The organism is Leclercia sp. GHBNCSD (assembly GCF_055805075.1).
The window spans coordinates 1155739-1178820 of the sequence record NZ_JBQVYO010000001.1; the positions used below are offsets into that span (position 1 = coordinate 1155739).

A 23082-nucleotide genomic window follows, 5' to 3' on the forward strand; every position below is an offset into this window, starting at 1 on the left:
TTTTACAGGCTTAGCTCAGACGGCCATGGCACTGTTTGTATTTTTTACCGGAACCGCACGGGCACGGATCGTTACGACCGACCTTACGATCACCGGACTGCGCGGCAATTGCGGCGGCGGCGGCTTCTTCGTCGTCCTGATGGCTAAGCTGCTGCATCTGAGCCAGACGCTCCGCTTCTTCACGACGCTGCTGTTCCATCTCTTCCACTTCTTCCGGCATGCGCACCTGGACTTTGCTCAGGGTGCTGATCACTTCGTACTTCAGTGATTCAAGCATAGAGGCAAACATCGCAAAGGATTCACGCTTGTACTCCTGCTTCGGATCTTTTTGCGCATAGCCACGCAGGTGAATACCCTGACGCAGATAGTCCATCGCTGCCAGGTGCTCTTTCCACAGGGAGTCCAGGGTTTGCAGCATCACGCCTTTTTCGAAATGACGCATCATCTCAGCGCCAACCACCTCTTCCTTACGCTTATAGACCTCAAGGGCGTTAGCGAAAATACGCTCGCGCAGGGTCTCTTCATGCAGCTCCGGCTCTTTATCCAGCCACTCCTGAATCGGCAGATCCAGGTCGAAGTCGTTTTTCAGACGCGCCTGCAGACCTTCAACATCCCACATCTCTTCCAGAGATTGCGGTGGAATATGGTTATCGATAGTCGCTTTGAAGACATCTTCGCGAATGCTGTTAATGGTTTCGCTCACGTCGGAAACGTCCAGCAGTTCGTTACGCTGGGTGTAGATAGCGCGACGCTGGTCGTTGGCCACATCATCATACTCAAGCAGCTGCTTACGAATATCGAAGTTACGGCTTTCCACTTTACGCTGGGCGTTGGCGATGGCTTTGGTCACCCACGGGTGTTCAATCGCTTCGCCCGGTTTCATACCCAGTTTACGCATCATGCCCGACACACGGTCAGAGGCGAAAATACGCATCAACGCATCTTCCATCGACAGATAGAAGCGTGAAGAACCGGCATCACCCTGACGACCCGCACGGCCACGCAGCTGGTTGTCAATACGACGGGATTCGTGACGTTCCGTACCGATGATGTGCAGACCGCCCGCAGCCAGAACCGCATCGTGACGAACCTGCCAGTCGGCTTTGATCTGCGCGATCTGTTCCGGGGTTGGGTTTTCCAGCGCAGCCACTTCAGCCTGCCAGCTACCGCCCAGCATGATGTCGGTACCACGACCCGCCATGTTGGTGGCGATGGTCACGGCTGCCGGATAGCCCGCCTGGGCAACGATATCGGCCTCTTTAGCGTGGAACTTGGCGTTCAGGACGTTGTGTTTGATCCCGGCTTTGGTCAGCTCATTGGAGACCACTTCCGATTTTTCGATGGAGATAGTCCCCACCAGAACCGGCTGGCCTGCGGCGGTACGGTCGCGAATATCTTCGATGATGGCCTGAATTTTTTCCGCTTCGGTCATGTAGACCAGGTCCGGCATATCCTTACGGATCATTGGACGGTTGGTTGGAACGACTACGGTATCCAGCTTATAGATGGAGCTGAATTCGAAGGCTTCGGTATCCGCCGTACCGGTCATCCCTGCCAGCTTCTCGTACAGACGGAAGTAGTTCTGGAAGGTAATGGATGCCAGCGTCTGGTTCTCGTTCTGGATATCGACATTTTCTTTGGCTTCAACGGCCTGATGCAGACCGTCGGACCAGCGACGACCCTGCATGGTACGGCCGGTATGTTCGTCGACGATAATAACTTCGCCATCCTTAACGATGTAGTCCACGTCACGGGTAAACAACACGTGGGCGCGCAGGGCGGCAGTGACGTGGTGCATCAGCATGATATTGCCTGGGGAATAGAGTGACTCGCCCTCTTCCATAATGCCCTGGGCAACCAGCAGCTCTTCGATCTGCACCAGACCGCGCTCGGTCAGGTTCACCTGGCGGGCTTTTTCATCAACGGAGAAGTGACCTTCACCCTGGAAGGTGTCGGAGTCCTCTTTTTCCTGACGGATCAGGTGCGGAATGATTTTATCGACTTTGCGATACATCTCGGAGCTGTCTTCAGCCGGACCAGAGATGATCAGCGGCGTACGCGCTTCGTCGATCAGAATGGAGTCCACCTCATCCACCAGCGCATAGTGCAGCTTACGCTGTACGCGCTCTTCCGGGCTGAAGGCCATGTTGTCACGCAGGTAGTCAAAGCCGTATTCGTTGTTGGTCCCGTAGGTGATGTCGGCGTTATAGGCTTCGCGTTTCGCAGGGGCCGGCAAACCAGACATGTTGATCCCGACGGTCATACCGAGGAATTCGAACAGTGGACGGTTGTTTTCGGCATCACGCTGCGCCAGATAGTCGTTGACGGTAACCACGTGCACACCTTTACCCGACAGGGCGTTAAGGTAGGCAGGCAGGGTTGCGGTCAGGGTTTTACCTTCACCGGTACGCATCTCAGCGATGCAGCGGTCGTTCAGCACCATCCCGCCCAGCAGCTGCACGTCGAAATGACGCATGCCAAACACGCGCTTACTCGCTTCACGCACCACGGCGAACGCTTCCGGGATCAGGCTTTCAACGGTTTCACCTTTTTCAAGGCGGGCACGGAATTCAGCGGTTTTGGCTTTCAGCTCTTCATCAGAGAGTTTTTCCATCGCCGGCTCAAGGCTGTTGATGACGCTGACGGCTTTGCGCATGCGGCGCAGGGTACGATCGTTACGACTACCGAAAACTTTTGTTAGTAATTTGATTAACATAATAAATTCTCAAACGCCCCATGATGGGCAGTTAAATTAAGGTATTGAACAACGGTTAATTTAGCTGAGGCGTTGAGGTCCGGCGCGGATGCCCTGCACCTGGCTAATCCAGGCGGACACAGAGAAAGCGGTTTGTGGATAAAGTGTGGCAAGCGCGACCTGACGGACAATAACCGGCGGCTTGCTTTGCTGCGTAAGCAGCGTGGTGAGTGTATCGAGCAGCGCCAGATGGTGCGCCTGTACCGGTAAAGGCTCTTCGACAACAGGTAACGCCTGCGGCGCCATGGCAAAGGAGAGATGCCGGATGACGGTACGAATCGCATGCTGATGCCAGTAATCCACCGTGAAATTGGGTCGGCGGTTCGCTTCCAGCAGGGCGAGATTCGTGAAATTGACCCGCGTGCTCAGATCGTGGCGGGTGGTGGTGGTCTTTGCCGGATTTGCGGTTTCGGTGTTACTGCTGAGCGCGGGCAGGCCAAGACTCGCCGCGACCATCCCCAGAAGGAGATGCGGCCAGAAGTAACGTCTGCCAAATTGTCGCCAGCGCGTCAGAATTCCGCTCAATTGCCCCACCACAAGTAAGTGAACCTTCAGGCTCACCGTATGATTTTTATATTTTCGCGCCCAGATAGTAACACTAAAGCCGGGTTGCAGCAGCAGTAATGCGCCACAGAGGAGGTTAAAAATGGTGATGAAATCAGCAAACGAGCCATTGACTACAGCAATACGGGGAAGATAAAAACAAAAACGACTGGTCTTCCTGGCCGGAGAGAGTGCCAGGTCAACCAGTCGAATTTACATAACGGAATTTACCGTTACGCCAGAACCGTGCTCGGTGCTTTGAATGCCAGAGGCAGTTCAGCTTCGTCTTCGAAGGTCACATATTCCCAGGCTTCCTGTTTTGCCAGAACAGCCTGCAACAATTTGTTGTTCAGTGCGTGACCGGATTTATACGCGGTAAACGCACCAATGATGTTGTGACCACACATGAACAGGTCGCCGATCGCATCCAGCATTTTGTGACGAACGAATTCGTCTTCAAAACGCAGGCCGTCTTCGTTCAGTACGCGATAATCGTCAACAACGATGGCACAATCGAAGCTGCCGCCCAGGCACAGGCCGCGGGACTGCAGATATTCGATATCACGCATGAAACCAAACGTACGCGCTCGACTGATCTGACGCATAAACGCATCAGCAGAGAAGTTCATCGCATAGCGCTGGGTGCTGGAATCAATCGCCGGATGGTTGAAGTCGATGGTGAAATCCAACGAAAAACCATTAAACGGCTTGAATTCAGCCCATTTGTCGCCATCCTGGACACGAACGGTCTCTTTGATACGTACGAATTTCTTCGCACTGTTCAGTTCTTCGATGCCGGCGTCCAACAACAGGTAGACGAACGGTGCAGCACTGCCATCCATAATCGGGATTTCCGGCGCATCGACTTCAACAATAATGTTGTCGATACCCAGACCCGCCAGGGCGGCATTCAGGTGCTCTACGGTAGAGATCCGCACGTCATGCTCATTCACCAGGCAAGTACAGAGCATGGTATCACGCACAGATTTGGCATCAGCCGGGAAATCTACCGGTGGATTCAAGTCGGTGCGACGATAGATGACCCCGGTATTGGCCGGCGCAGGGCGCAACGTCAGGGTGACTTTCTTGCCGGTATGTAAACCGACACCTGTCGCCTGAACGATACGTTTTAATGTCCTTTGTTTGATCATCGTATAATCTCGCCAAGTTACTTATCCAACCGAGAGTGTACATCACTATCGGGCGGCCAGTTTAGCACAAAGAGCGTAAATTCCCTAATTCCAGCTAATTCTTAATCAGCTTGTTTACGCAGGAATGCTGGAATGTCCAGATAATCCGGCTCTTTCTGCGTTTGTGGCGTATTGTCATTCACCACCTTAGCTGCGGGTTTCTGCTCCTGGGTCAATGGTGCCATGCCGTGCGGCTGGTAGCGATCCATCACCGGCTGCTGTGCAGTTTTGTTGGTCACCAGGGTGATCTCAGGACGTTTGTCCATACCGATACCGGTCGCAACAACCGTTACGCGCAGCTCATCGTTCATTTCCGGATCAAGGGAAGTACCGATTACCACGGTTGCGTTATCAGAGGCGAACGCACGAATGGTGTTACCCACGGTTTCGAACTCATCCAGACGCAGGTCGAAGCCCGCAGTGATGTTAACCAGCACGCCGCGCGCGCCAGACAGATCGATATCTTCCAGCAGCGGAGAAGAGATCGCCATTTCAGCGGCTTCTTCTGCACGGTCTTCACCTTTCGCCACGCCGGAACCCATCATCGCGTAGCCCATTTCGGACATCACGGTGCGCACGTCAGCAAAGTCGACGTTCATCAGGCCTGGACGGGTGATCAGCTCGGCGATACCCTGGACAGCGCCTTTCAAAACATCGTTCGCCGCGCCAAAAGCGTCCAGCAGAGAGATGCCACGACCCAGCACTTTCAGCAGTTTGTCGTTTGGAATAGTGATCAGCGAGTCCACATGCTTGGACAGCTCGGTGATACCCTGCTCTGCAAACGCCATACGCTTCTTGCCTTCAAAGTTGAAAGGCTTGGTCACAACGGCAACAGTCAGGATACCTAAATCTTTAGCCACTTCAGCAACAACTGGCGCAGCACCGGTTCCGGTACCACCGCCCATGCCTGCGGCAATAAACACCATGTCTGCACCATCAAGTGCCGCACGCAGTGCTTCACGATCTTCTTCTGCAGCGTTACGGCCGACTTCCGGGTTTGCCCCAGCGCCCAGCCCTTTGGTGATGCCGCCGCCGATCTGAATTGTCTGGCCAACAGCCGTCTTACGCAGTGCCTGCGCATCGGTGTTCACCGCGAAGAATTCAACGCCTTCGATGCGCTCGCGCACCATGTGCTCTACAGCATTACCGCCGCCGCCACCGACGCCGATGACTTTAATCACCGCGTCGTTGGTCAGTTCCATAGGTTCAAACATAGTTTCTCTCCGTTTTGTGCCTGTCGCCTGAAACCGTTAATTCTCTCCGGTCTCTTACAAAAATTAAAACTCTTTTCGCAGCCAGGTGTTGATTCGTTTAAACCACGAACCCACCGACGTGCGTTTTTCTACTTCTGCTTCGCCACTAAGATGGGTTTCCTTCCCGTAATGAAGCAAGCCCACTGCCGTTGAGTAATACGGCTCCTGAGCATAATCCGTCAGACCGGTGATGTTCAGCGGTGCCCCAATGCGCACCTGCGTATGGAACACGCGCTGAGCGCAAGCCGCAAGACCTTCAATTTGCGCCGCGCCGCCGGTTAATACAATCCCCGCCGCAAGATGATGTTTAACCCCCTGCTGGCGAAGCTGTTCCTGTAATTGCAAAATCTCTTCGTTCACGAGGTTGAGCAGCTCGGTATAACGCGGCTCAATGACCTCGGCCAACGTCTGGCGCTGCAGGCTGCGCGGCGGACGACCACCGACGCTCGGCACTTCGACGCTCTCATCTTTACCAACGATAGAGCCCAGCGCACACCCGTGGCGCACTTTAATCGCCTCAGCATCGCTCGGTGGCGTACCAAAGGCATACGCGATATCGCTGGTGACCACATTCCCTGCATAAGGGATAACTTTGGTGTGGCGCAGCGCTCCGCCGGTGTAGACGGCCATGTCCATAGTACCACCGCCGATATCGACGACACAGACGCCCAGCTCACGTTCGTCTTCAGTCAGCACCGAATAACTTGCCGCCAGACCGGCGAAAATAAGTTGGTCAACTTTCAGGCCACAACGTTCCACGGCTTTAACAATGTTCTTCGCCATATCGTTGTGACATGTGATCAAGTGCACTTTTGCCTGCATACGCACGCCTGAAAGCCCCACCGGATTTTTAATGCCTTCCTGATAATCGATGGCGTATTCCTGCGGGATCACATGCAGTACGCGATGTTCATCGCGGACACGCACCGACTTCGCAGTATGCACTACGTTCTCGACGTCTTCCTGCGAGACTTCTTCTTCTGAGATCGGCACCATACCGATCTCGTTCTGGCAGCTGATATGTTTGCCAGAGAGTGCCAGATACACGGAGGAAATCTGGCAATCTGCCATCAGTTCGGCCTGATCGATGGCGCGCTGTACGCATTTCACCACCGACTCGAGGTCGTTTACCCCACCTTTATCCATACCACGGGAGGGGCAGCTACCCACACCAATGATATTGACCATACCGTCGGGCAGAACTTCCCCTACTAAAGCAGCAACCTTCGCAGTGCCAATCTCCAGTCCTACTACCAGTTTTCTGTCCGTCGCCTTGATCATTGTTATTCTGCCTGTACCTGAGCCTGATTCTGTTGCTGATTAGGTTCCTCAACCGGGGCCGGGGTCCACCCGACCGATGCGCCTGAGTCATAGCGCAAATCAACGTAGCTAATCCTTTTGCCTTCAGCCTGCGCCTGCTGCTGCAGAACGGGATAGAGTTCTACAAAACGTTCCAGACGCTTCATCGTGTCACCCCGCCCCAGGTTCAGCTTAATATCGTTCGTCAGCGTCAACTGCCAGGAACGACGCGCCGTCATTGCAGCCTGTTTCAGGGTAAAACGATCCTTAGCCAGCACCTTCCCCATGCTACGAAAACCTTCCAGCACTTCGTTTTCGCTGCCTTCCGGCCCATATAACATAGGTAAATTTTGCTTGCTGACACGATCGGCCGGGACGCTGAAAGAAACTCCCTCTACGTCAACCATATGCTGATCATTCCAACGCGCAATGGGTACATATTCAACCAGATGAATCTTCAATTCATCAGGCCATTGCTTTCTGACGCTTGCCTGTTTAATCCACGGCAGGCGCTCAATCTGACTCTGAATAATGTTCACATCCTGCGTCATGAAGGTGCCAGGCGATCCCAATGCCAGGATCGACTGACGGATATCATCATTACGCGTGTAGTGACGGTCACCCGTTACCACCAGTTTCGACAGAGGCAGACGTTGTGCATCTTCCATCCAGCCGAGCACCATCCAGCCGCTAACAAACACAGTACACAGCACGGCGAGCAGGAAGGTAATCCCTGCAAGACGCGTTCCATTACTCCGCCGGGAAGTATATTCTTCTTCCTCGTCGCGGTTTCGCGTGTTCAGCGCAGCCTGAGACATATCAGCCCGCCTGATCCAGAATGCGGACCACCAGCTGCGAGAAGCTCATTCCCGCCTGGCGAGCCGCCATCGGCACCAGACTGTGGCTGGTCATACCCGGTGAGGTATTGGCTTCCAGCAGATAAAATTGCCCGTCGCTATCCTGCATGACGTCGATTCTTCCCCAACCACGGCAGCCAAGAACATGCCAGGCTTTTAGCACCAGAGCGCTTAATAATGCTTCACGCCCGGCATCCAGACCACTTGGGCAGAAATATTGCGTCTCATCAGAGAGATACTTCGCCTCATAATCATAGAAGGTTCCGGCAGGTTGGATACGAATTGACGGTAAAATTTCTTCCCCGAGCATCGCAACGGTAAATTCCGGTCCGCTTAGCCATTTTTCAACCAGAACTTCTTCATCATGTTGAAATGCCAGCGCTAATGCAGATGATATATCGCCTGCTTCGTCTACTTTAGACATTCCTACGCTTGAGCCTTCACGGCTGGGTTTCACAATCACTGGCAATCCCAGCGCTGCAATACGTTCAGTGACGCTGGCGTCAAGGCCCTGCTCAAATTCACGGCGTGTCAGTGCCACCCAAGGCGCAACCGGTAACCCGGCGCCCTGCCAGAGCAGCTTGCTGCGCAGTTTGTCCATAGAGATGGCCGACGCCATCACGCCGCTGCCGGTATAAGGCAGGCCAATGATATCCAGCAAGCCCTGCAACGTGCCGTCTTCACCGCCGCGACCGTGCAGCGCGATAAACACTTTGTCAAAACCCATCTCTTTCAGGCGCGTCACGTCGATCTCTTTCGGATCGACCAGGTGCGCATCAACGTCGCCTTCCCGCAACCCGGCCAACACCGCGGCGCCAGAGTTCAGGGAGACCTCGCGCTCAGCCGAGGTGCCGCCAGCGAGGACCGCAATCTTATCAGCCATGATGCTCTTCCTCCGAAATTTGCGGCTTAAGTTTGATTTCGGCCAGTGTACGGGCGATTTTGCCGATATTTCCTGCCCCCTGCACCAGAATCAAATCATTGCCGGTCAACACTGGGGCAAGCATGGCTGCCGCCTGTGCATGATCGGAGACCAGAATCGGGTCGACCTTGCCGCGCCCACGAATGGTACGGCACAGCGAACGGCTGTCGGCACCCGGAATGGCCGCCTCACCCGCTGAGTACACTTCGAGCATCAGCAACGTATCAACCTGCGAGAGCACATTCGCGAAATCATCGTACAGGTCACGGGTACGGGTGTAACGGTGTGGCTGGAACAGCATAACCAGATTTTTGTCCGGCCAGCCCGCGCGCGCCGCTTTGATCGTGGCATCCACTTCTGTCGGGTGGTGTCCGTAGTCATCCACCAGCATCGCGGTGCCGCTTTTGCCGTTAACCCCCTCCAGCGGAAACTCGCCGAGGAAATCAAAACGGCGCCCGGTTCCCTGGAAGCTTTCCAGGGCCCGCAGAATCGCCTCGTCGTCAATGCCTTCCTCTGTGGCGACCGCAACGGCTGCCGCAGCGTTAAGGGCGTTATGACGTCCTGGCGCGTTAAGCGTCACATGCAGCAGCTCTTTATCCTGACGTGCCAGGGTGAAATGACCCTGCGCACCAATCTGTTTGAAGCTCTCTATGCGGACATCAGCATCTTCGCTGAAACCGTATGTGGTGATCTGACGTCCGACACGCGGCAGCAGCTCGCGGATCACCGGATCGTCAACGCACATGACCGCACGTCCATAAAACGGCAGGTTGTGCAAAAAGTTTATAAAGGTTTGCTTTAAATTTTCGAAGTCGCCCTGGTAGGTATCCATATGGTCGGCTTCGATGTTGGTCACAATCGCCACCATCGGCTGCAAATGCAGGAACGAGGCGTCACTCTCATCCGCTTCCGCGATGAGATAACGGCTGTTGCCGAGGCGAGCGTGAACGCCCGCCGCTTTGACCAGGCCGCCGTTCACGAAGGTCGGATCGAGACCCGCTTCGGCATAAATACTGGAGACCATCGCCGTGGTGGTGGTTTTACCGTGCGTACCGGCAATGGCAATACCGTGACGAAAACGCATCAGCTCGGCCAGCATCTCCGCGCGGCGGATCACCGGGATACGCGCTTCATGTGCGGCAACGATTTCCGGGTTATCGGCGGGAATGGCGCTGGAGACCACGACCACGCTCGCATCCAGCACATTTTCCGGACGGTGATTAAAATAGATGGTCGCACCCAGCGACGCCAACTGTTGCGTAACAGGGTTCGGCGCCAGATCGGACCCGCTGATCTGGTAGCCTTCATTCGCCAGCACCTCGGCAATACCGCCCATACCGGCGCCGCCGATGCCAACAAAGTGAATGTGCCGGACGCGACGCATCTCGGGCACGATTGAACGCAGTTTCGCCAGTTGTTGTGTATTCATTCTCTAAACGCCATCGACTACTTCAAAAAAATCGTGCAGCGCAACACGCGCTGCGAGGGTTACGCCTGGGCTGCCAGGCTCACTTCTTTCGCCACCCGCTCCGTTGCATCCGGGATCGCGGCGGCACGTGCGTGCTGCGCCATCGCCAGCAATGTCTCCCGGTCCCAGCCCGCCAGGGTGGTGGCGACCGCGTCGGCGGTAAACTGCGGCTGTTCAAAAATTTTCGCGGCACCGGCTTTTTCAAGCGGCAGCGCATTCCAGTACTGCTGACGGTCTTTGTGCTGGAACGGCACAAACAGCGCCGGCAAGCCAGCGGCGGCGATCTCGCTCACCGTCAGCGCGCCGGAGCGGCAGACCACGACATCGGCCCAGGCATACGCCGCCGCCATGTCGTCGATAAATTCGGTCACTTTATGCTGCGGCTGTCCGGCTTCGGCATAAGCTTGCTCTACCGTTTGCTGCGCGCCTTTTCCGCTTTGATGCCAGATGGTCACCGCGCTGCCGAGCTTCGCCGCCACCTGCGGCAGGGTCTGGTTCAGCACGCGCGCGCCCTGTGAGCCGCCCACGACCAGCACCCGCACCGGCCCTTCACGGCCAACGAGTCGCTCCTGCGGCAACGGCAGGGCCAGCACGTCAACACGCACCGGGTTGCCTACCACGTCGGCTTTCGGGAATGCCCCTGGAAAAGCCTGCATCACTTTGCTGGCAATTTTCGCCAGCCATTTATTGGTGAGGCCCGCGATACCGTTCTGCTCGTGAAGCACAACCGGAATACCGAGCGACCACGCCGCCAGTCCGCCTGGGCCGGAGACATAACCGCCCATCCCCAGCACCACGTCCGGCTTAAAACGCTTCATGATCGCCCGCGCCTGACGCCAGGCGTTGAAAATACGCACCGGCGCCAGCAGCAACGCTTTGATCCCCTTGCCGCGCAGGCCAGAAATACGAATAAAGTCGATCTCAATCCCGTGCTTCGGCACCAGATCGGCCTCCATGCGGTCGGCGGTTCCCAGCCAGCGTACCTGCCAGCCCTGATCCATTAAATGGTGCGCAACCGCGAGCCCGGGGAACACATGCCCGCCAGTACCGCCCGCCATCACCATTAACCGCTTCGGTTGATTCATCGTGAACCTCGTGTAAACGCCTGGGCATTTTCCAGACGCGTTTCATAATCTATGCGTAACAAGAACATAATGGCGGTCGACATGATCAACAGACTCGAACCACCGTAACTGATTAACGGCAACGTCAGACCTTTGGTTGGCAGCATACCTGCTGCGGCACCTACGTTAACCAGCGCCTGGAAGCTAAACCAGATCCCGATTGAGCAGGCTAAAAAGCCTGAAAAACGGTGATCGATAACCAGCGCTTTTCGGCCAATCGACATCGCACGGAAAGCGACGAAGAATACCATTAATAGCGCTAATACCACACCGATATAACCCAGTTCTTCCCCAATAATGGAGAAGATGAAGTCGGTATGCGCTTCGGGTAAATATTCCAGTTTCTGGACCGAGTTCCCCAGCCCCTGGCCCCACATTTCACCGCGGCCAAACGCCATCAGCGACTGTGTCAGCTGATAACCGCTGCCGAACGGATCTTCCCAGGGGTTCCAGAAAGAGGTCACGCGGCGGATACGATACGGCTCGGCGAGGATCAGCAGCACGACCGCGGAGATCCCCATCCCGATGATGGCGATGAACTGCCACAGTTTCGCCCCCGCCAGGAACAGCATCGCCAGCGTGGTGACGAACAGTACCACCACGGTACCGAGGTCCGGCTGGGCCAGCAGCAGTACCGCCAGCACCAGAATTACGCCCATCGGTTTTAAGAAGCCGCGCAGGTTGTTACGCACCTCATCCACCTTACGCACCAGGTAGTTGGCGAGATAGCAGAAGAGCGACAGCTTGGTAAATTCCGCCGGCTGAATACGCAGCGGGCCAAAAGCAATCCAGCGCGATGCCCCGTTCACCGAGCTCCCGACCACCAGCACGATCAGCAGCATCACGATCGAGGCGATGAGCATGGCGGTACTGTGGCGCTGCCAGAACGCCATTGGCAGGCGTAGGGTCACCATCGCCAGACAGAACGCCAGGATGATGTAGAGCCCGTCACGCTTGGCAAACAGGAAAGGATCGTTCGCCAGTCGTTGCCCGACAGGCATCGATGCCGAGGTCACCATAATAAAACCAATCGCCGCCAGCCCCAGCGTGAGCCAGAGCAGCATGCGGTCGTACATCACCAGGCTATCGGAGTCTTTATCCCGGGAGCCCATGACCCAGCCTTTTAATGCCGACGAGATCCAGACCAGGATGCCAAATCCTGGCAGGCGCGGCATTTTTGGGCGAGGGAGAGAGAAACGCATCAGCCTAACTCCTTCGCCAGGCGGGTAAAGAGATCGCCCCGCTGTTCGAAATTCTTAAACTGATCGAGGCTGGCGCAGGCCGGAGAGAGCAGCACCATATCGCCCGGCTTCACGCGAGGGGCAATCAGGCGCATTGCCTGTTCCATGGTTTCGGTCTGCTCGGCAATCTCAGGACGCAGTTCAGCCAGTTCCCTGCCGTCACGACCAAAGCAGTAGAGACGGATGTTATCGCCGGAGAGATACTGCTTCAGGGAGGTGAAATCGGCAGATTTACCGTCGCCACCCAGCAGCAGATGCAGAGTGCCGTCGACGTGCAGGCCGTTCAGCGCCGCTTCGGTGCTGCCGACGTTGGTGGCTTTGGAATCATTGATCCAGCGTACCCCGTTATTCTCCAGCGCCAGCTGGAAACGGTGCGCCAGTCCGGTAAAGGTGGTTAACGCCTGCAGGCTGGAGGAACGTGGAAGACCGACGGCATCCGCCAGCGCCAGCGCCGCCAGCGCATTGGTGTAGTTATGCTGACCGGAAAGCTTCATCTCCTTCACGTTCAGCACTTTCTCACCTTTCACCCGCAGCCAGGTTTCACCCAACTGCCGGTTCAGATGATAATCACCCATGGTGATACCAAAACTGATGCAGCGGTCATCAGCGCCGCGTACTGGCATGGTCAGGGCATCATCGGCGTTAACGACGCAGACTTTCGCATTTTCGTAAATACGCAGTTTGGCTGCGCGATACTGCTGCAGACCAAACGGATACCTGTCCATATGATCTTCGGTCACGTTCAGGATCGTGGCCGCGGCTGCATGCAGGCTGGAGGTGGTCTCCAGCTGGAAGCTGGAGAGTTCCAGTACGTACAGCTCGCAGCCTTTGTCCAGCAGCATCAGCGCCGGCAAACCAATGTTGCCGCCAACGCCGACATTTTTGCCCGCCGCTTTCGCCATCTCACCCACCAGGGTGGTGACGGTGCTTTTTCCGTTAGAGCCGGTAATGGCGATAACAGGCGCCTGCGCTTCACGGCAGAACAGCTCGATATCACCGACAATCTCAACGCCCGCATCGGCCGCGGCGCTCAGTGAAGGGTGCGCCAGCGCCATACCGGGGCTGGCCACAATCAGATCGGCTGCCAGCAGCCAGTCATCATTCAGACCACCAAGGTGGCGTTCAACCTGTTCCGGCAGTTTATCCAGACCAGGCGGAGAGACACGCGTGTCCATCACACGCGGCGTCACGCCCCGCGCGAGGAAAAAGTCCACGCAGGAGAGGCCGGTTAAGCCTAACCCGATGATAACGACTTTTTTACCCTGGTAATCTGCCATGATTAACGTACCTTCAGCGTTGCCAGGCCAATCAGCACCAGCATCAGCGAAATAATCCAGAAGCGCACGATGACGCGCGGTTCCGGCCAGCCTTTCAGTTCATAGTGGTGATGGATAGGTGCCATCCGGAAGATGCGCTGACCGCGCAGCTTGAAGGAGCCTACCTGCAGGATCACCGACAGGGTTTCAACCACGAACACACCGCCCATGATCACCAGCAGGAACTCCTGGCGCAGCAGCACGGCGATAATGCCCAGCGCGCCGCCCAGTGCCAGAGAACCGACGTCCCCCATAAAGACCTGCGCCGGGTAGGTGTTGAACCACAGGAAGCCTAAACCTGCGCCGACAATCGCCGTGCAGACGATCACCAGCTCACCGGCGTGACGCAGATAAGGAATATGCAGATAGCTGGCGAAGTTCATGTTGCCGCTCGCCCACGCCACCAGAGCAAAGCCCGCTGCGACAAAGACGGTTGGCATAATGGCCAGGCCATCCAGGCCGTCGGTCAGGTTGACGGCATTGCCGGTACCGACAATCACAAAGTAGGACAAGAGGATGTAGAACAGGCCCAGCTGCGGCATGACATCTTTAAAGAACGGCACCACCAGCTCGGTGGCCGGGGTGTCTTTTCCTGCCAGATAGAGCGCGAAGGCCACGCCCAGTGCAATCACCGACATCCAGAAATATTTCCAGCGGGCGATCAGACCTTTGGTGTCTTTACGCACCACTTTGCGGTAGTCATCAACAAAACCGATAATCCCGTACCCCACCAGTACCACCAGCACGCACCAGACGTACGGGTTTGACGGGTAAGCCCACAGCAGCACCGACACCACAATCGCGGTGAGGATCATAATGCCGCCCATGGTCGGCGTACCGCGTTTACTGAAGTGTGATTCCGGACCGTCGTTACGCACGACCTGGCCGAAAGAGAGTTTTTGCAGACGGGCAATCATGCGCGGACCCATCCACAATGAGATGAACAGCGCAGTCAGCAGGCTGACGATGGCGCGAAACGTCAGATAGGAAAAGACGTTAAAGCCGGAATAATATTTGACCAAATGCTCGGCCAGCCAAACTAACATGTCCCGTTCTCCTGTAAAGCGTGCACGACCTCTTCCATGGCGGCACTGCGTGAACCTTTCACTAAAACTGTCACAATTTGTTGTTCTGCAACCAGTGCCTTAAGGCGAGCGATCAACGCCGCTTTATCGGCAAAATGCTCACCGACGCCGCTGGCCTGGCTGATAAAATTGCTGAGATGTCCCGCGCTTAACACGCGATCGATACCGGAGGCTTTTGCCGCCTCACCCACTTGCTGGTGGCAGGCTTCGCTTTCATCGCCCAGCTCGGCCATATCGCCAACCACCATCACGCGATAGCCAGGCATCTCAGACAGCACCTGTACGGCGGCAGTCATGGAGCCGACGTTGGCGTTGTAGGAGTCGTCCAGCAGCAGTTTGTTTTCCGCCAGCGGGATCGGGAACAGGCGTCCGGGAACGGCTTTCAGGTTTGCCAGCCCGCTTTTGATAGCAGACAGCGGCGCGCCGACGGCCATCGCCAGTGCACTCGCCGCCAGGGCATTGGCGATGTTGTGGCGACCCGGCAGAGGCAGCAGCACCTCCACATTCCCCGTTGGGGTCTGCAACGTAAATTCGGTGCCGTGAGAGGTCACGTGAATGTTGTTGGCGGTGAAGTCGCTGTTCGCGGCATTAGGCGAAAAGCGCCAGGTTTTGCGATCCCCGATAACACTTTGCCAGTTCAGCCAGTCGTTATTATCGGCATTCATAATGGCGATACCGTTGGCCGGCAGGCCGGTGTAGATCTCGCCCTTCGCTTTTGCCACGCCTTCGAGCGAGCCGAAGCCTTCGAGGTGCGCCGCCGCCAGGTTATTCACCAGCGCCGCTTCCGGTTGCGTCAGGCTAACGGTCCAGGCGATTTCACCCTGGTGATTGGCACCGAGTTCGATTACCGCAAACTCATGCTCGCGGGTCAGACGCAGCAGCGTCATCGGTACGCCAATATCGTTGTTCAGATTGCCTGCGGTATAGAGGGTATTGCCACACTGGGTGAGGATGGCGGCCGTCATCTCTTTAACGGACGTTTTACCAGAGGAGCCGGTCAGCGCCACAACGCGCGTCGGAACCTGCTGGCGAACCCATGCCGCCAGTTCACCAAACGCCAGACGGGTATCTTTTACCACCGCCTGCGGCAGGTCGATATCCAGTTTACGGCTTACCAGCAGCGCACCTGCCCCGGCGGCTTTCGCCTGTTCGGCGAAATCGTGGGCATCGAAACGCTCACCCTTAAGCGCCACAAACAGGCAGCCGGGAGTGATTTTACGCGTGTCGGTGGTCACCGCATCGAAACTCATCTCATCGCCGCTGACGTCTGCGCGCAGGATCGTCGCAAGCTGGCTTAGCGTTACGCTGATCATGCCACCACTCCCAGCAGACGCGCCGCGGTTACACGGTCGGAGTAATCCAGACGGTTGGTGCCGACAATCTGATAATCTTCGTGGCCTTTACCGGCCAGCAGCACCACATCGTTCTCGTTAGCCTGCATGATGGCGTTGGTCACCGCTTCTGCGCGGCCTTCCACCACACGGGCACGGCCCGCATCCAGCATACCGGCCAGAATGTCGTTGATGATGGCGCGCGGCTCTTCGGTGCGCGGGTTGTCATCGGTCACGACCGCGATATCCGCGAACTGTTCAGCAATGGCACCCATCAGCGGACGTTTGCCTTTATCACGATCGCCGCCGCAGCCAAAGACGCACCACAGTTTACCGGCGCAGTGCAGGCGCGCGGCTTCCAGCGCTTTCTCCAGCGCATCCGGCGTGTGGGCATAATCCACCACCACCGTCGGTTTGCCTGGGGCGGTGAAGACTTCCATGCGGCCACAAACCGGCTGCAGGCGCGCGGAGGTACGGAGCAGTTCCGCCAGTGGATAGCCGAGCGCCAGCAGGGTCGCGAGGGCCAGCAGAAGATTGCTGACGTTGAACGCCCCCATCAGACGGCTTTCGATTTCGCCCTCGCCCCAGCTCGAGGCAAAGCGAATGGTCGCGCCGCTATCGTGATAGGTCACGTCGGTGGCCTTCAGCCAGCGGCCGTGGCAGTTCGGGTTGATACGATCGGCCATGGAGACCGCAACGGCATCCGGCAGTTTAGCCAGCCAGCGGCGACCCACTTCGTCATCGGCGTTGATAATCGCCTGACCGCAGTGATGCGTGGCATAGAGCTGCCATTTCGCCGCTTCGTAGTTCTCCATGTCGCCATGGTAGTCGAGGTGATCCCGGCTCAGGTTAGTGAACACAGAGGCGGCAAATTTCAGCGCCGCGACACGGTGCTGTACCAGCCCGTGAGAAGAGACTTCCATCGCCGCAAAGGTCGCACCCTGCCCCGCCAGACCGGCCAGCACGTGCTGTACGTCAACGGCAGAGCCGGTGGTATTTTCCGTTGGGTTCACTTTGCCCAGCAGACCATTGCCCACGGTACCCATTACCGCGCTGGTTTCACCCAGCAGTTGCGCCCACTGCGCCATCAGCTGCGTGGTGGTGGTTTTACCGTTAGTGCCGGTCACGCCAACCAGACGCAACCGGTCAGAAGGTTCGTTATAAAAACGTCCCGCCAGCGCAGAGAGACGTTCATTCAGCTGGCTGAGATAGATGACCGGCACGCCGTGAATTTCACGGATTTCACCGTCAGTGGCCTCATCTTTTGCCTCAGCAATAATGGCAGCAACACCTTGCGCTATCGCCTGCGGGATATAGCGACGCCCGTCCGCCTGATGACCTACGACTGCCACAAAAAGATCGCCCGAGGCAGCCACACGGCTGTCGAGTACCATCTCTCGCAGTTCTCTCGCAGGTAAGCCTGTTACCCACGGAGCAAGAAGGTCGCGCAAATTACGATCTGCCACCTGTTCCCTCGCCTTGATTAATTACAAATTCACTTTTCTCGCCCGTTGCCAGCGCATCCGGCTCGATGTTCATGGTGCGCAGTACGCCGCCCATGATGGCACCGAAGACCGGCGCGGAAACGGCGCCACCGTAGTATTTACCCGCCTGTGGATCGTTGATGACGACCACCAGCGCAAAACGCGGATTACTCGCAGGCGCAACGCCTGCGGTATATGCAATGTATTTATTGATGTAGCGGCCATCTGGCCCGACTTTTTTCGCCGTACCGGTTTTGATGGCGATGCGATAGCCTTTGATCGCCGCCTTCACGCCGCCGCCGCCGGGCAGCGCCACGCTTTCCATCATGTGAACGACGGTACGGACGATCGATTCCGGGAAGATACGCTCACCGGGAACCGGGGGATCAACTTTGGTAATTGAGAGCGGGCGATAGACGCCATAGCTGCCAATCGTTGCATAGACACGCGCCAACTGTAACGGCGTTACCATTAGCCCGTAGCCGAAAGAGAAGGTGGCCCTCTCTATGTCAGACCACCGTTGTTTTTGAGGATATAAGCCACTGCGTTCTCCGACCAACCCCAAATTGGTCGCCTTTCCCAGCCCAAAACGTGAGTAAGTTTCTACTAACGCTGAGGACGGCATCGCTAACGCCAGCTTAGAAACACCAACGTTACTCGACTTCTGTAAAACCCCGGTGAGGGTCAATTCGCTGTAACGCGCCACGTCTTTGATCTCGTGACCGTTGATGCGGTAAGGCACGGTATTCAGCACGGTATTTTCATTGACGATACCGCGCTGCAGGGCGGTCATCACCACCATCGGTTTCACCGTGGAACCCGGCTCGAAGACGTCGGTGATGGCACGGTTACGCATGGCGTCTTTGGCCGTGCCGGTAAAATTGTTCGGGTTGTAAGACGGGCTGTTGGCCATCGCCAGCACTTCACCGGTGCTGACATCCACCAGCACGGCGCTGCCGGATTCCGCTTTGTTAAAGGCGACGGCGTTATTCAGCTCACGGTAGACCAGCGCCTGTAAACGCTCGTCAATACTCAACGCCAGATTGTGCGCCGCCTGGCTGTCGGTTGAAGAGATATCTTCAATCACGCGACCATAACGGTCTTTACGCACCACGCGCTCGCCCGGTTGACCGGTCAGCCATTTATCGAAACTCTTCTCAACGCCTTCAATCCCCTGGCTGTCGACGTTGGTAAAGCCAATCAGGTGGGCGGTCACTTCCCCGGACGGGTAGTAGCGACGCGACTCTTCACGCAGGTGAATGCCGGGCAGCTTCAGCTTTTTGATGTAGTCGGCCATGTCAGGGTTTACCTGACGCGCCAGATAGATAAAGCGCCCTTTCGGGTTAGCATTGACGCGAGCGGCCAGCTGATCGAGCGGCATTTTCAGCGCATCCGATAGCGCCTTCCAGCGGTTATCCAGTGAGATCCCGCCAGCGTCATGCAGCTCTTTAGGATCCGCCCAGATCGCTTTTACCGGTACGCTGACCGCCAGCGGACGACCAGAACGGTCGGTAATCAGGCCACGCGATGTCGAGACTTCCTGAACGCGCAGAGAGCGCATATCGCCCTGGCGCACCAGCATGTCGGGGGCAATGATCTGCAGCCACGCCACGCGTCCCAGCAGGAAACCCAGCGCCAGTAAAATGCAGCCGCACAGCAACGCAAAACGCCAGCTGATAAAGCTGGTCTGTTCTTCCTGACGTTTTGGTTTTAGCGCCTTCGCCGCGGATTTCATGCGTCGCGTTTTTCCTTATTTTTGTACTACGATATTTTCCTGAGAGGGATCAACATGCTGCATCTGCAGCTTTTCCGTTGCGATCCGTTCCACCCGGCTGTGATCGCCGAGCGCATTTTCTTCGAGGATCAGATTTCGCCACTCGATATCCAGCGCATCACGCTCCAGCACCAGCTGTTCGCGCTGCGCCGTTAACAAACGGGTATGGTGAGCGGTGGTCACAACGGTGACCGCCGACACAATGATGCAAATAAACAGGCACAGTGGCAGCTTGCCGAAACGCAACAGATCGTCCCAGATCACGCCCGGCAACGCATGACGCTCGTTGCTGCCTAACGTCTCTTTGACCTTGCTTAAGGTGCCTGCCACTTTGCCGATCATGCACTCGTCCTTTCTGCAATGCGCAGCACTGAACTACGGGCGCGGGGATTCTCTTCCACTTCTGCCTCGCCCGGCATTAACTTGCCCAATGCGCGCAGCTGACGGCCCCCCAGCTTTTTGAGCTGCTCTTCCGTCATCGGTAACCCGGCCGGCACCTGCGGACCACGGCTTTGCTCGCGCATAAAACGCTTCACGATGCGATCTTCCAGCGAGTGGAAGCTGATAATCGACAGGCGACCACCCGGCGCGAGTACGCCAAGCGAACTTTTCAGCGCCTGCTCGATCTCCTCGAGCTCGCTGTTCACCCAGATGCGAATTGCCTGGAAAGTACGGGTGGCGGGATGTTTGTACTTATCCTTCACCGGCGTTGCCGCCGCGATCACTTCAGCCAGCTCTTTGGTACGGGTCATCGGCTCAATGCGGTTGCGCTCAACGATGGCGCGCGCGATACGCTTGCCAAAACGCTCTTCGCCGAAGGTTTTGATCACCCAGGCGATATCCGCTTCATCAGCCGTTTGCAGCCACTCGGCGGCGGACTGGCCGCGCGTCGGATCCATACGCATATCCAGCGGACCGTCGCGCATAAAGGAGAAGCCACGTTCAGCATCATCAAGCTGCGGTGAGGAGACGCCAAGATCGAGAAGAATGCCGTCGATCTTGCCGGTTAAATCGCGCTCGCTGACGTAATCAGCCAGCGCGGAGAAAGGACCATGAACGATAGAAAAGCGTGGGTCATCAATAGTTTTTGCCACCGCAATCGCCTGCGGATCGCGATCGATCGCCAGCAAACGGCCTTCCGCGCCCAGTTGGGAGAGGATTAAACGTGAGTGGCCACCCCGGCCAAAAGTGCCATCAATATAGATGCCATCAGGACGAATATTCAGGCCATTGACGGCCTCATCCAGTAGCACCGTCGTATGTTTATAATTTTCCATCATATTTATAGAGACAAATCCTGCAATCGTTCCGACAATGTCGCGGAATCAGACTGCTCAGCGTCGATATCTTCCTTGACCCGTTGATACCAGGCCGTTTCATCCCACAGTTCAAACTTATTGAACTGTCCGACCAGCATCACTTCTTTTGTCAGACCCGCATGCTGCCGCAGCACTGGCGCAATCAATAAACGCCCCGCGCTATCCATCTGACATTCACTGGCATGACCCAATAACAGCCGCTGTACGCGACGCTCCTGCGGGTTCATGCTCGACAGTCGAGACAGCTTTTGCTCAATGATTTCCCATTCAGGCAAGGGGTAAAGCAGCAGGCAGGCGTGGTTGATGTCAATGGTGCAGACCATTTGACCAGAAGCGCTCTCGTTCAGCTGGTCGCGATATCGGGTTGGTACCGACAAACGCCCTTTGCTGTCGAGATTGACTAACGTCGCTCCACGGAACATGCCAGTCTCACCCCTCCTCACCACTTTTACCCACAAATTCCCACTTAAGGGAGTTTACGGAGCGATGGAAAAGCTTGTCAAGCCAGGACTTCCGCGACATCAGTCTAAATGTTACTGATTTACGAACGGAAGTTAATCAGGCTATTAACCGTACAACTGGCGAGGCAAAATTAACGTGATGAATATTTGTGAGAAAAAACTCGAATATGCAGACCAGCGTTAAAAATCACTCATCTCGCCGCAACCAAATATAAAGTGTCAGTTTGCGACGCGGGCGGCATTTTAAGCCATATCGTCAGGGGTGAACAGCGCCAGATTCAACGCTGACGCCGCGTCGAACGCTGGCAAGCGGATGGCGGCAAATTTGCGGGGTAAAAATGGCTGATAATTCAGCAATGATGATCGGTTATGTAACAAAATAATACAAATAATCTCATTAATGACAATTAAATAAACATGAAAAGAAGTTTTAAATAGCAAAGTGAAATAAAAAGGCGCTCAGGCGATACTTTTTAAAGAATTATCTTAAAAAGAGTAGGGGAATTGCTGAGTGGATAAATGCAATAAATTCAGGGCAGTTTCCACTGCCCTGCGTCCCTTATGACCGGCTCAATATGCCGCGACGATAGAGGTTACGACGGATGCGCGTCAGCCCCGGTTTAGGCTTACGCGGCTCATCGAGACTCGCCAGCACAATCTCCAGCACCCGCTCTGCCACGTCACGATGACGCTGGGCGACTGCCAGCACCGGACACTGCAGGAAATCGAGCAGTTCGTGATCGCCAAAGGTCGCAATTGCCAAATTGGAAGGCAGCTTACCTTCGCGGCGCAGCGTCACGTCCATCACGCCCTGCAACAGGGCAAAAGAGGTGGTGAACAGCGCCTGCGGCATCGGATGAGTTTCCAGCCACTTCTCAAACAGCTGCGCCGAGGCTTCGCGCTCGTAGCTATTGGCATAGAGGAAATCCACTTTACGGGGATCGTCTTTCCAGGCGGTGCGGAAACCCTGCTCGCGCAGGAAGCTCACGGAGAGTTCCGGCAACGCCCCCAGGTAAAGGACATTTTCCGCCGGGAAAGTGCGCAGCTCCGCCGCCAGCATTTCAGCATCGTCCTGATCGGCACCGACTACGCTAGTGAAATGCTCGCGATCTAACGCACGGTCGAGGGCGACAATCGGGAATGAATCATTGGCCCAGCGCTGATAGAAAGGATGCTCCGGGGGTAACGAGGTTGAAACGATAATGGCATCGACCTGACGCTGGAGCAGATGTTCAATGCAACGCATTTCGTTATCGGGCTGATCTTCTGAGCAGGCGATCAACAGTTGATAGCCGCGCTGACGCGCCTGGCGCTCAAGATAGTTTGCGATCCGGGTGTAACTGGTGTTTTCCAGATCCGGGATCACCAGGCCGATCGAACGGGTGCGTCCGGCACGCAGGCCCGCGGCGACAGCATTCGGATGGTAGTTATGTTCACGAACCACTGCCATGACTTTCTCAACGGTCTTGTCGCTGACCCGATACTGCTTCGCTTTACCGTTAATCACATAGCTTGCCGTAGTTCGTGACACGCCGGCGAGCCTGGCGATTTCATCCAGTTTCACAATTGCCCCTTAAAAAATATAAAAGAGTCCATGACCTTGTCAGGGTTATGACTTAATCTTGTAACATCTAAACGCAGAATAGTCTGTGCGGCAACC

19 protein-coding genes are annotated in these 23082 nt (G+C 56.1%); all 19 read right to left on the minus strand.

Features of this window, described 5'->3' with window-relative positions:
• Positions 1 to 10: 10 nt before the first annotated feature.
• A complete protein-coding gene (gene secA, locus ACT3IC_RS05735; protein ID WP_103178277.1) occupies positions 11 to 2716 on the minus strand; it encodes a preprotein translocase subunit SecA in 2706 nt (901 codons plus the stop codon).
• A 60-nt stretch (positions 2717 to 2776) separates the two neighbouring features.
• Positions 2777 to 3280 (minus strand): secA translation cis-regulator SecM, encoded by a 504-nt coding sequence (secM, locus tag ACT3IC_RS05740; protein ID WP_139156317.1) that lies wholly within the window; start codon positions 3278 to 3280, stop codon positions 2777 to 2779.
• 251 nt (positions 3281 to 3531) lie between these two features.
• A complete protein-coding gene (gene lpxC, locus ACT3IC_RS05745; RefSeq protein WP_103178276.1) occupies positions 3532 to 4449 on the minus strand; it encodes a UDP-3-O-acyl-N-acetylglucosamine deacetylase in 918 nt (305 codons plus the stop codon).
• A 101-nt stretch (positions 4450 to 4550) separates the two neighbouring features.
• Positions 4551 to 5702 carry a cell division protein FtsZ gene (gene ftsZ, locus ACT3IC_RS05750; protein WP_103178275.1) on the minus strand — a complete coding sequence of 384 codons (1152 nt, stop codon included), beginning with the start codon at positions 5700 to 5702 and terminating at the stop codon, positions 4551 to 4553.
• Between the two features lie 63 nt (positions 5703 to 5765).
• Entirely contained in the window at positions 5766 to 7022 is a 1257-nt protein-coding gene (gene ftsA / locus ACT3IC_RS05755; protein WP_103178274.1) for a cell division protein FtsA, read from the minus strand.
• Between the two features lie 2 nt (positions 7023 to 7024).
• Positions 7025 to 7858 carry a cell division protein FtsQ gene (gene ftsQ, locus ACT3IC_RS05760; RefSeq protein WP_103178273.1) on the minus strand — a complete coding sequence of 278 codons (834 nt, stop codon included), beginning with the start codon at positions 7856 to 7858 and terminating at the stop codon, positions 7025 to 7027.
• A gap of 1 nt (position 7859) precedes the next feature.
• The gene (locus ACT3IC_RS05765; RefSeq protein WP_103178272.1) at positions 7860 to 8780 is read right to left on the minus strand and encodes a D-alanine--D-alanine ligase; all 921 of its coding nucleotides are present in this window, start codon (positions 8778 to 8780) and stop codon (positions 7860 to 7862) included.
• Positions 8773 to 10248, minus strand: a complete 1476-nt coding sequence (murC, locus tag ACT3IC_RS05770; protein WP_214421618.1) for a UDP-N-acetylmuramate--L-alanine ligase — start codon at positions 10246 to 10248, stop codon at positions 8773 to 8775. Before murC ends, ACT3IC_RS05765 begins: the two co-directional genes overlap by 8 nt.
• Positions 10249 to 10307: 59 nt before the next feature.
• The gene (murG, locus tag ACT3IC_RS05775; RefSeq protein ID WP_103823248.1) at positions 10308 to 11372 is read right to left on the minus strand and encodes an undecaprenyldiphospho-muramoylpentapeptide beta-N-acetylglucosaminyltransferase; all 1065 of its coding nucleotides are present in this window, start codon (positions 11370 to 11372) and stop codon (positions 10308 to 10310) included.
• On the minus strand, positions 11369 to 12613 hold the full coding sequence (ftsW, locus tag ACT3IC_RS05780; protein WP_039030375.1) for a cell division protein FtsW: 1245 nt from the start codon (positions 12611 to 12613) through the stop codon (positions 11369 to 11371). Before ftsW ends, murG begins: the two co-directional genes overlap by 4 nt.
• Complete coding sequence (murD, locus tag ACT3IC_RS05785) at positions 12613 to 13929, minus strand: UDP-N-acetylmuramoyl-L-alanine--D-glutamate ligase (RefSeq protein WP_103178269.1); 1317 nt, start codon at positions 13927 to 13929, stop codon at positions 12613 to 12615. The genes ftsW and murD overlap by 1 nt, the downstream gene beginning before the upstream one ends.
• Before the next feature lie 2 nt (positions 13930 to 13931).
• Positions 13932 to 15014 (minus strand): phospho-N-acetylmuramoyl-pentapeptide-transferase, encoded by a 1083-nt coding sequence (gene mraY / locus ACT3IC_RS05790; protein ID WP_103178268.1) that lies wholly within the window; start codon positions 15012 to 15014, stop codon positions 13932 to 13934.
• Positions 15008 to 16366: a UDP-N-acetylmuramoyl-tripeptide--D-alanyl-D-alanine ligase gene (murF, locus tag ACT3IC_RS05795; RefSeq protein ID WP_156653914.1), complete on the minus strand. Its 1359-nt coding sequence runs from the start codon at positions 16364 to 16366 to the stop codon at positions 15008 to 15010. Before murF ends, mraY begins: the two co-directional genes overlap by 7 nt.
• Positions 16363 to 17850 carry a UDP-N-acetylmuramoyl-L-alanyl-D-glutamate--2,6-diaminopimelate ligase gene (gene murE / locus ACT3IC_RS05800; protein ID WP_103178266.1) on the minus strand — a complete coding sequence of 496 codons (1488 nt, stop codon included), beginning with the start codon at positions 17848 to 17850 and terminating at the stop codon, positions 16363 to 16365. The genes murF and murE overlap by 4 nt, the downstream gene beginning before the upstream one ends.
• Positions 17837 to 19603, minus strand: coding sequence for a peptidoglycan glycosyltransferase FtsI (locus ACT3IC_RS05805; protein WP_473476650.1), 1767 nt, complete (start codon positions 19601 to 19603; stop codon positions 17837 to 17839). Before ACT3IC_RS05805 ends, murE begins: the two co-directional genes overlap by 14 nt.
• Positions 19604 to 19618: 15 nt before the next feature.
• On the minus strand, positions 19619 to 19984 hold the full coding sequence (ftsL, locus tag ACT3IC_RS05810) for a cell division protein FtsL (protein ID WP_103178264.1): 366 nt from the start codon (positions 19982 to 19984) through the stop codon (positions 19619 to 19621).
• Positions 19981 to 20922 (minus strand): 16S rRNA (cytosine(1402)-N(4))-methyltransferase RsmH, encoded by a 942-nt coding sequence (gene rsmH / locus ACT3IC_RS05815; protein ID WP_103178263.1) that lies wholly within the window; start codon positions 20920 to 20922, stop codon positions 19981 to 19983. The genes ftsL and rsmH overlap by 4 nt, the downstream gene beginning before the upstream one ends.
• Positions 20923 to 20924: 2 nt before the next feature.
• Positions 20925 to 21383 carry a division/cell wall cluster transcriptional repressor MraZ gene (mraZ, locus tag ACT3IC_RS05820; RefSeq protein WP_103178262.1) on the minus strand — a complete coding sequence of 153 codons (459 nt, stop codon included), beginning with the start codon at positions 21381 to 21383 and terminating at the stop codon, positions 20925 to 20927.
• A 598-nt stretch (positions 21384 to 21981) separates the two neighbouring features.
• Positions 21982 to 22986, minus strand: a complete 1005-nt coding sequence (gene cra, locus ACT3IC_RS05825; protein WP_103178261.1) for a catabolite repressor/activator — start codon at positions 22984 to 22986, stop codon at positions 21982 to 21984.
• Positions 22987 to 23082: the final 96 nt, after the last annotated feature.

Coding starts and splice junctions, on each gene's coding strand:
- murD (WP_103178269.1), bottom strand. CDS start 13,929: ATGGCAGATTACCAGGGTAAAAAAGTCGTTATCATCGGGTTAGGCTTA.
- murC (WP_214421618.1), bottom strand. CDS start 10,248: ATGAATACACAACAACTGGCGAAACTGCGTTCAATCGTGCCCGAGATG.
- murF (WP_156653914.1), bottom strand. CDS start 16,366: ATGATCAGCGTAACGCTAAGCCAGCTTGCGACGATCCTGCGCGCAGAC.
- ftsQ (WP_103178273.1), bottom strand. CDS start 7,858: ATGTCTCAGGCTGCGCTGAACACGCGAAACCGCGACGAGGAAGAAGAA.
- mraY (WP_103178268.1), bottom strand. CDS start 15,014: ATGTTAGTTTGGCTGGCCGAGCATTTGGTCAAATATTATTCCGGCTTT.
- ftsW (WP_039030375.1), bottom strand. CDS start 12,613: ATGCGTTTCTCTCTCCCTCGCCCAAAAATGCCGCGCCTGCCAGGATTT.
- ftsZ (WP_103178275.1), bottom strand. CDS start 5,702: ATGTTTGAACCTATGGAACTGACCAACGACGCGGTGATTAAAGTCATC.
- rsmH (WP_103178263.1), bottom strand. CDS start 20,922: ATGATGGAAAATTATAAACATACGACGGTGCTACTGGATGAGGCCGTC.
- ftsA (WP_103178274.1), bottom strand. CDS start 7,022: ATGATCAAGGCGACGGACAGAAAACTGGTAGTAGGACTGGAGATTGGC.
- mraZ (WP_103178262.1), bottom strand. CDS start 21,383: ATGTTCCGTGGAGCGACGTTAGTCAATCTCGACAGCAAAGGGCGTTTG.
- secA (WP_103178277.1), bottom strand. CDS start 2,716: ATGTTAATCAAATTACTAACAAAAGTTTTCGGTAGTCGTAACGATCGT.
- ACT3IC_RS05805 (WP_473476650.1), bottom strand. CDS start 19,603: ATGAAATCCGCGGCGAAGGCGCTAAAACCAAAACGTCAGGAAGAACAG.
- ftsL (WP_103178264.1), bottom strand. CDS start 19,984: ATGATCGGCAAAGTGGCAGGCACCTTAAGCAAGGTCAAAGAGACGTTA.
- ACT3IC_RS05765 (WP_103178272.1), bottom strand. CDS start 8,780: ATGGCTGATAAGATTGCGGTCCTCGCTGGCGGCACCTCGGCTGAGCGC.
- lpxC (WP_103178276.1), bottom strand. CDS start 4,449: ATGATCAAACAAAGGACATTAAAACGTATCGTTCAGGCGACAGGTGTC.
- murG (WP_103823248.1), bottom strand. CDS start 11,372: ATGAATCAACCGAAGCGGTTAATGGTGATGGCGGGCGGTACTGGCGGG.